7 protein-coding genes, 1 tRNA gene and 1 pseudogene are annotated in these 9,362 nt (G+C 33.7%); 1 reads left to right on the forward strand and 8 read right to left on the reverse strand.

Annotation, left to right across the window (positions count from 1 at the left end):
• The 8 genes and pseudogenes from rps11p to QZV68_RS09240 all read right to left on the reverse strand — a co-directional run.
• Positions 1-82, reverse strand: a pseudogene (gene rps11p / locus QZV68_RS09205) (30S ribosomal protein S11); the annotation flags it as partial.
• 11 nt (positions 83-93) lie between these two features.
• The gene (locus QZV68_RS09210) at positions 94-633 is read right to left on the reverse strand and encodes a 30S ribosomal protein S4 (protein ID WP_292609885.1); all 540 of its coding nucleotides are present in this window, start codon (positions 631-633) and stop codon (positions 94-96) included.
• Positions 634-667: 34 nt separating this feature from the next.
• Positions 668-1,081 carry a 30S ribosomal protein S13 gene (locus QZV68_RS09215; RefSeq protein WP_296880715.1) on the reverse strand — a complete coding sequence of 138 codons (414 nt, stop codon included), beginning with the start codon at positions 1,079-1,081 and terminating at the stop codon, positions 668-670.
• A 184-nt stretch (positions 1,082-1,265) separates the two neighbouring features.
• Positions 1,266-1,350 (reverse strand) — tRNA-Ser (locus QZV68_RS09220).
• Positions 1,351-1,531: 181 nt separating this feature from the next.
• Positions 1,532-3,310, reverse strand: coding sequence for a DUF2207 domain-containing protein (locus tag QZV68_RS09225; RefSeq protein WP_296880716.1), 1,779 nt, complete (start codon positions 3,308-3,310; stop codon positions 1,532-1,534).
• A gap of 33 nt (positions 3,311-3,343) precedes the next feature.
• A complete protein-coding gene (locus QZV68_RS09230; RefSeq protein ID WP_296880717.1) occupies positions 3,344-5,134 on the reverse strand; it encodes a DUF2207 domain-containing protein in 1,791 nt (596 codons plus the stop codon).
• Positions 5,135-5,146: 12 nt separating this feature from the next.
• Positions 5,147-5,704, reverse strand: a complete 558-nt coding sequence (locus QZV68_RS09235) for a LemA family protein (protein ID WP_296880718.1) — start codon at positions 5,702-5,704, stop codon at positions 5,147-5,149.
• Positions 5,705-5,819: 115 nt separating this feature from the next.
• Positions 5,820-8,186, reverse strand: coding sequence for a hypothetical protein (locus QZV68_RS09240; RefSeq protein WP_296880719.1), 2,367 nt, complete (start codon positions 8,184-8,186; stop codon positions 5,820-5,822).
• 389 nt (positions 8,187-8,575) lie between these two features.
• On the opposite strand from QZV68_RS09240, the gene QZV68_RS09245 reads away from it, so the two are divergent.
• Positions 8,576-9,178 (forward strand): stage II sporulation protein M, encoded by a 603-nt coding sequence (locus QZV68_RS09245; protein WP_296880720.1) that lies wholly within the window; start codon positions 8,576-8,578, stop codon positions 9,176-9,178.
• Positions 9,179-9,362 lie beyond the last annotated feature (184 nt).

The following is a 9,362-nucleotide window of genomic DNA, read 5'->3' on the forward strand; positions in this document are numbered from 1 at the left end:
CAGTAATATCTGTTACAGTAATAATAGTGTTATTGAATGATGAGTAAATATTAGCTATACCCCATTTTTCATCTTTTGCCATAATTACACCCTTTATTCTTCTGTATTAGCTTTATCATCCTTATTCTTGTTGTACTCTTCGATTTGTTTTGCTACAGGTGAAGAACGGTAGAAACCGATTTCATCTTCTTGACCTTTCAATACCACATAACTTGGTGAATTGATTTTTTTACCGTTTAAGGTTATGTGACCATGTACAACAAACATTCTTGCTTCTTTAGGAGTACGAGCTAAACCTTTTTTGTATACAATAGTTTGTAATCTTCTTCTTAAGATATCTTCAACATTTAAATCTAAAATATCTTCAAGAGCAGCACCTTCTGGCAAAACACCGGTTCTAGCTAAGTGTCCTAATAATTCTAATTTTTCTTCTTGCATTTGATCAGCGGAAAAACCAAGTAAGTATCTTGCTTCCCTACTGTATCTTCTGACTAAAGTATCAGCTTTCCAAATTTCTTTTTTGTTTTTTAAACCGTATTTAGTCATTAATTTATTTTCATTTTTAATTCTTTCTGCATTCCAAGGATGTGGTGGTGTATTATACTTTTTCCTTGATTTTCTAGGTTGTCCCATTAAAACATCTCCTTATAAAATTGAATTTAATAATTTAATTGAAAGTAGATTTGGTTCTTTGACCTCTAACAGGTAAACCAACTTCGTGTCTTCTACCTTTGTAACTTCTGGTCTTTTTCATTCTGTTCAAATCATCCCTTAATGTCATGTCAAGATCTGATTCGATTAAATGAATATCGTCACCAGTTTCGTAATCTTCTCTTCTGTTTAACATCCATGATGGAATGTCAAATTTCTGAGGATTTTCTAAAATTTCTTCAATTTTTAAAACATCTTCGTCAGCAATGTATCCAATTTTAGAGTCTAAATCTAAGTCTAAAGTACGGCACATAGTTTTAGATAAAGATATTCCAACACCTTTAATTTCGGTTAAAGCTTGTTCAATGGTTTTATTACCACTTACATCCTTTCTTGAAATACGCACTAAGTGCTTGAATTCGTCTTCCATTAAATAACCTCCAATTATAGAGCGAACCTACGAGACGTAAAATATAGATTCGAATGTTTTGAGTTTCTCAAAACACAGTTCTTTCAACAATATAAAACTTAGTTTAAATAAACTAAGAGTGCAAAAATATCAGTTTAACAAGTATTTTCAATAAAACAAAAAAACTAAGTTAAAAACTAATAAACGCCGAGACTGGGATTTGAACCCAGGAGGGCGGAATGCCCACGAGATTTCCAGTCTCGCGCCTTACCAGGCTAGACTATCTCGGCATAAAATAGTTAGCAAATACTTGCACATCATGATATCTAGAATAACATGATAACATAATATATTTACTTACCCATATATAAAGGTATTGTTTAAATACATTATTTTGTAAAAAAAATTAAATCCAATGAAATATTATATTGAATATTTCGAACATTCCAAAGAAAAATGGAAAAAATGGAACTAGAAAGCTCCACCTCCACCACCTCCGGAACCTCCTCCGAAGCCACCAAAACCGCCTGATCCTGATGAAGGATTTGCTGCAGATACACTGGTATCATATGCATGAGCAAACAGATAATATCCACCATAATAATGATAGATGAAAATGCCATCATCATAATCGGAAACATTCGGCACATGCAATTTCATAGCCTTGAATACATTGTCAGATACTCCAAGAGCGGTGCCATAAATCAAGTACTTTTTCCAGACAACTATTGATTCCGGAGGGTGTTCTTTAATTAAACTGTTGTCCTTTAGGAATTTCCTGAAATTTGACCACTTGAGATAGAAGATTCTGCCCTCTTTTGTCCATCTTCCAAATATATCATTGGGGACAAAGAAAAGCATCAATGAAAAGACTATTAAAAATCCTCCACCAATGATTGAAATGAAACCGTTTCCAAGTTCTGTTGAAAAGCCCATAACAGCAATAATTACTCCGAAAACCAGCCCTGCAATCGCAATGAGAATACTTAAAGAATAACCTGCGTCATCGAAGTATTCTGCTTTCTTACCTTCAGTTTCCTTTTCAACATGTTTAACCCAAGACTTATAATCCTCTTGAAAGCTTTTTGCATTGCGTTCGGAAGACAACTTATCCTCCAATGTAGAAAGATTTAAAATATCACCGTCTGCAAAAGGATACAATGTATTAACAAGATTCTTTTCACTTAAAGACAAATAACCATTATCGACATTGCTGAAATCCAACAACAGCTCTTTGGTATCCGAATCAGGATTTCCTATTGTTTCAAGCCCCAGAACTTTTCTATCAATAAGATTCATAATGGATGCCTGAAAACCTTTCATATTAGGTTCACCAAGTGATGCTCGATTATCTATAAGTGCATTGATTACCTCCGGCGGGTCATCAGAAGGCAGTTCCCTTTCATATATTCCATCATAATCAACTTTAGGTTCCCTGCCGAATTTAATATATGTAAATAATACTCCAATTGGAGCCAATACTGACAGCAAACCAAAAACAAGGTATGCAGTATTCCAAAAATTCCTGCTATCAATACTATCATTTAGATTTTTAATGATATTGTCTTTGCCGTTTTCATTTACATGCTTTGCATAAGATGCATCATTAAAATCAGACAAAGGCATCAGAACAAGAGCTTCATAAATTTCCCCTTTGGGAATATCAGTAGTTTGAGCAGCGATTGTTCTTCCATTTGAATTACAATTGACTGTGTATTCATCAGGGTTTAAATAGTAAGTATTGTTTTTATCGCCAGGAAGAGTTATTGTGGTAATTATGCTACCTACTCCAACATCCCATTGGTCTCCCCAAATCTTATACTGGAGAGCACCTACATCATTGAACAATGTCACTACATTTTTCATGTCATAACTGATAAAAACAGACACGGAACAGTCATGAATCTTTTTTGTATGTGCTGCATCAGCATAGAGATATATTTTCAAGTGTTTCTGACCATCCTCATCGCTTTGCTGCAATACAGGATAGGCACCATCAGCGTAGACCTTAATATTTTCTATGCTTTCGCCGGATTTGAGAGGAATATCCCTATATACACCATTATATGTTCCCTTAAAAGTATAATCAAGCTGTTCATCCACATGAAGCAGCCCATTGCTTTCTACAGTCAAATCAATAAAAGCCTGATCAATAGTATAACTTTTATCGTCATCAGCAGAGACACTGGCAACTGTTAAAAACAATAGCAAAACAATTGAGATAATGACTAAACCCTTATTTATATCCATAATATCTAAAAAAAAATTAAAAGAAGAGAGAAGCTAAAATGCTCCTCCGCCTCCGCCGTCGAATCCTCCGCCACCGAAGTCATCGAAACCGCCGAAATCATGTGAATCAGATGATGAAGGCGCACCCATATCACCGACATGATATGCATTATGCATCATGTAATATCCACCATAGTGATGATATAAGAAAATACCGTCATCATAGTCATAAATATCCGGCATTTGCAGTTTCATGGCATCATAAACCTTGTCAGCCACTCCAAGGGCAGTACCATAAATAAGGTACTTTTTCCAAATGGCAATTGATTCGGGAGGATGTTCCTTAATTAAACTGTTATCATTCAGGAACTTCCTAAAGTTTGACCACTTGAGATAGAATAATCTGCCTTTTTCTGTCCAGTGCCCGAAAACACTTTCAGGAATGAATAGCAAGATTACAGAAAATACCACTAAAGCGATTCCCGAAATAAGCAGGGAGAAGAAATGAGTTTCTCCAAATAAAAATCCAATAGCTGCGATTGCAATACCAACAACAATTCCAAGAAGACCAAGCCCAACCATTGACATGGATCCGGAATCATCAAAGTAGGCGTCAATTCCGCTTTCATCACTTTCAAAAATGACATAACCTTGCCAATTTTGGATTTGGCCTGCAAACCATATTGCATTGTCTTCATTTTCCAACAGATTATTTAATGTGGACAGGTTCAAAATGCCGTCATCAGCAAAGTTTTCCAAACAATCAAATACAATTGTTTCACTGTCAGTCAATTGCTCTTTTGAATCATAATCAAATTTTAAGAACAAATCACGAGTATCTGTTTCACTATTCTCCCGTGAGTACAAATCAAGGACTTTCCTATCAATTAGGCTTAAAATTGTTGCTTCGAATCCCTTCATGTTCGGAGTTCCAATATCATTTTTGCTATCAACAAGAGCATTTACAAAAGCAGGAGAATCATTCGTAGGCAATTCCCTTTCATATATACCATCATAATCAACTTTAGGTTCTCTTCCATGTCTTAAATATATGATTATTGCACCAATCGGGCTTAAAAATGGTATGAAAGTTAAAATTGAAAATATGGAATCCCAAAACTTTTCGCCGTTCAAGCTGTCATTAATGCTTTTAAGCACCTGCTCCTTACCGTTTTCATTCAAATGTTTGGCATAGCTTGCATTGTCAAAATCATCCAAAGGCATTAAAAGAACAAAACCACAAACGGTATCATCGGAAACCTTATCAGTAGTGGCTGTAATCAAATCCCCCTTGGTATTATTGGATTTAATAAGATTGGAAGGAGTGAAATAAATTTCATTGTTCTTATCTCCTGGAGCGTGGATTTTTAAATCAATCCCTCCGACACCTTTATCCCAATTTTTACCCCACAGGTTATATTGCAGAAGTCCTGTGTCATTGTACAGCGTTACAACACCTGAAAAGTCAAAATTTAAATTGACCTTAACGTTAGTGTCTTTTATCTTTTTAGTGTGTGCCGCATCAGAGTATAAATAGATTATCAGATGCTTGTTTCCGTCCTGGTCCTCCTGTTTTAAAACAGGATAAGCCCCGTCAGCAGTTACCTTAATATTCGAAATCTTTTGACCATCCCGAATGGTTATGTCCCTATAGACCCCGGAAAATTCACCATCAAAGGAGTACTGGTATGTTTCATTTACATGAAGCTGACCGTTACTTCCAACGGTCAAATCAATCCATGCATGTTCAATAGAATAACTGTGGTCCTCTGCTGAAACAAAAGAAATTGCTGAAATCAATATTAGAAATAAAAAGATTATTCCTAATACTCCTTTATTATTCATACGAACCTCTTATTAAAATTTTACTTCAGGCACTTCCCTATCACTTGCAGGAGCTTCAAAGAATTCTGCAGTTTCAAAATGGAACAATTTTGCAAAAATATTGCTTGGGAATGTTTCACACGCATTATTATATTTTAAAACGACATCATTATAGAATTGTCTTGCATAAGAGATTTTATCTTCAGTTTCGGACAATTCAGATTGCAGTTGTTGAAAATTGCTGTTTGCTTTTAAGTCAGGGTAATTTTCAGCAACAGCAAATAAAGTTTTCAATGCGCCAGTTAACTGATTGTCTGCAGCACTAACTTCTTCAACACCATTAGCATTCATTACTCCAGCTCTTGCTTTGGTAACTTCTTCAAGAACTCCTTTTTCATGAGCAGCATAACCTTTAACTGTTTCTACAAGGTTTGGAATCAAATCATTCCTTCTTTTAAGTTGAACATCAATTTGTGAGTAACTGTTTTTTACTCTATTTCTTAAACTAACAAGATTGTTATACAAGTGTACAATTGTTACTAAAATAAATATGAATATAACAATCAAAACTATAATAAAAATTAAACTCATTTTTAATCACCTTATAATATGTATCTATTGTTATATTAAAATATTTTATGATTCAATAATGTCAACAATTTAAATTGAACTGGACAGTTAAAAATTTGTAAAAAAAGAAATGAAATCATTTTACAATAACCCTAACCCTTTTGGATACTGATTTGTAACAATTATTTCCTGAAAATTTGACTGTAGCAACATAAATTCCTTTTTTGGTTAATTTGGTGAGTTTGAATATTGCAATACCTCTAGCATTTGTTTTGGCAGAGTAGGTTTTGCCCTTAACAGTTATTTTAACCTGAGCAAATTTTATTATAACATTTTTATTGTTTTTCAAAGTGATTGAATATGCTTTTGATTTGTCCCTAAACTTAAATGTTTTTTGGGATGCAATAATTTTCGAATTGACCTTTTTGACTGTAACCTTTGCACTGGCAGAAGATTCATAATAAGTTCTGTCTCCAGCAAATTTAACAGTTGCAACATACTCTTTAGGAACTAATCCCCTAGTGGAAAAGAAAACCTGACCATTGTCATCAGTAGAAAATGTCATGGTTTGACCATTAATATTAATTGAAACTTTAGTATATTTTATTACATTGCCCTTGGAATCATGCAAATTAACCAATAAACATTTACCGTCATTATAATTAGCGACAACATTTGCAACATAAATGGATGAAGATTTCAGGATATTGATAGATATTCTAACCGGATCCAATTCAAATGCAATATCATTAACACTTAAGACTGCCCTATATTTACCTGCAGGCAAATCTACAAACCAATTATAGCCAGTCTGAGAAGTATAAGTACCAATAACCTTATTTTTGCTATTATAAACTTTGATGGTAACATTTTCTCCTATTATATCATTGTTAGGAGAATCGGAAAGCCGTATTTTAACATTACCCCCAAAACCTTCAACTGAGTCTAAATTAGAAACATACAAGGTATAAATAGGCAAATTACCAGTGAAGTTAGAATTACCCGCATATGACTGATATTTGGCTCCGCCAGAAACTTTAGCAACATTTTCAACAAAAACTGATTCTGAAGCAGAACTTCCAAAAGATATTGCTCCACCATATTTTGCAGAGTTTGATTTGAAGTAACATCTAATAGCTGATGTTGCATATATTGCACCGCCATATTCTTCTGCAGTATTACTGATAAATGTGCATGCCAAAACGGACCCTTCAGCAGAGCCCCCAGATACCGCTCCACCATTAATCGCATGATTATTCCTAAATGAAGACGAAATAGCAGACCCATCACATATGGCACCACCATTATTGGCTGTATTTTTGGTGAATGAACATGATACTGCATGAGTATTGAAGATAGCTCCACCGTTAATCGCAGAGTTTTCAATGAAATTACTATCTTTTGCGGAATTCAAATACATGGCCCCACCATCTATGGCATGATTACCAGTGAAATTACACCTAAGTGCATAAACTTCAAGCAGAGCCCCGCCTTTAGCAATGGCATGATTATTAATGAAAACACAATCCTCAGCTGAGTTTCCACCGGCCATTGCTCCACCCTGGTTAGCGCGATTTTCTATAAAAGTACATTGTTTAGCAAGACATCCGAAAATAGCTCCTCCTTCCTCAGCAGAATTATATTTAAAAGTACATTGTTCAGCAGATCCTGCACCGCCTACAGCTCCTGATTGGTAAGCAGTATTATTTAAAAAAGTACACCCAATCGCATAACCAAAACCTAAAGCACCTGAATGGTCATGTGCAGAATTGGCTATAAATGTACAATATCCTGCAGAACTGCCGTACATTGCACCACAAGATTGGGATGCTGAATTGGAAATAAAAGTTGATTCAGTAGCATACACATTATAAATTGCACCACCATCTGTAGCATGATTACCTTTAAAAATGCAGTTATTAACACTTCCTTCGTACACTGCACCTCCATAGCTGCCTGCAGAATTATCAGTGAAAATGCAATTTTCTGCATGGCCATTATACAACGCTCCCCCGAATTTGGATGCATGATTATTTGTAAAATTACAATTTGTTGTCGAATAGTTAGGACCTAAAATGGCGCCGCCAGAATCTGAATATGCATTGATAAAATTAATATCATTGAGGCTTACATAAGCGTCTGATGTATGAAATATTCTTGCCTGATTGCCTCCATCAATAGTAAATCCATGACCTCTAATATTAACTGAACGGTCAATTGAAACACCATTGATAAAAGCCGAATCGGAAGAAGTGTATTTGTAATCAGAATCCAAATCAATATAAAAATTATGATTAGAATTAATAAGATTATTTAAATCTGTAAAAGTTTTTGTACCTGCAGATAATTCATTATTATCACAAGCAGATAAAACATCACCAGACTCATTATTACCATCCAGTGCATAACTATCCACCGTTAAATTATCCTCCGCACTAACGGTTGAGATAGCGAATAAACTAATGAAAATGATTACAAGCATTACAATTTTTTTATTCAACATAATCTCAACCTCGAAAATTTTACAATGATATTTTTTATATCGGAAATAATATATAATATTTGTGAAATAGTCCAACAATTACAAATGAGACTATAATAATATCCATATTATTTTTAAAAAATGAACCATACATATCAATCTAAATAAGAAAAATTAAACATTTATCTAATATTATAAGAATAATTTACTTTATGAAATATTTACCAATTGAAATATGGACAAAATTGAAAAATAATAAATAACCATAAATAAAACTAACCAAAAACTTAAAAAAAATAAAAAAATAAAGTTCAAAAAGCAACCCTTAAAGAGCATTTTCTAAAAAAAAATATCAGGAGATATTAAAAAAAACAACAAATTAATTAAACATCACCAATATATTAATAAATATGAAACTTATAGAAAAGGGATTTATTAACAGAAATAAAAAAGTAATCCTAATTGCAGTTATCATTATGCTCCTTAGTGCTGTTGCAGGTGCTGGCATGGCATATATGAAAGCAGACGGCAATTATAATATAATTTCAAAAGAACTTAGTTCCCAGGAAATAAAAAATACACAGCCTAGCAATGATACCGATACCGGAATGAGTGCTATTGGCTATTTTATCCACAATACCATTGCGGACCTCTTTGTTATAATTGGAGGAATATTTTTCTCAATCATATCAGTAATATTGGTGATATTTAATGGAATTACTATTGGAGGGCTATTTGGAATGGATTTGCCCTATGCAATGACCAGTATTTTACCCCATGGGATTATAGAATATTTCGCAGGAGCGCTAGCCCTTGCAATTGCATTTAAAATAACCCAATTGGAAATTAAAATGATTAAAAACAGAAGTTTCAAAAGCACTCTTAATGATAATGAAACATTTTTAAAAGATATTCTAGTAATTTTAATTGTAATGCTCGTTCTTTTGGCCATAGCAGGTATTATTGAAGCACATATAACTCCAATGGTAGTTAAAGGGTACTTCGGAATATAGTACAACTCCAAATCGGAAAAATTAAAATTTAAAAGTAATCAACATTAAGACTATGTTGATTCTTGCATTTTTTTTATTAAAAACCTTTTTACTTCCAGAATCTAGGATAGGTATCCGGATTCATGAATACTTTAGAAACATTTACTGCAAAACCGGAATCTGCTTCCAAAATTTCATTTGAAGT

Source organism: uncultured Methanobrevibacter sp. (genome assembly GCF_902801725.1).
Taxonomy (GTDB): Archaea; Methanobacteriota; Methanobacteria; order Methanobacteriales; family Methanobacteriaceae; genus Methanocatella.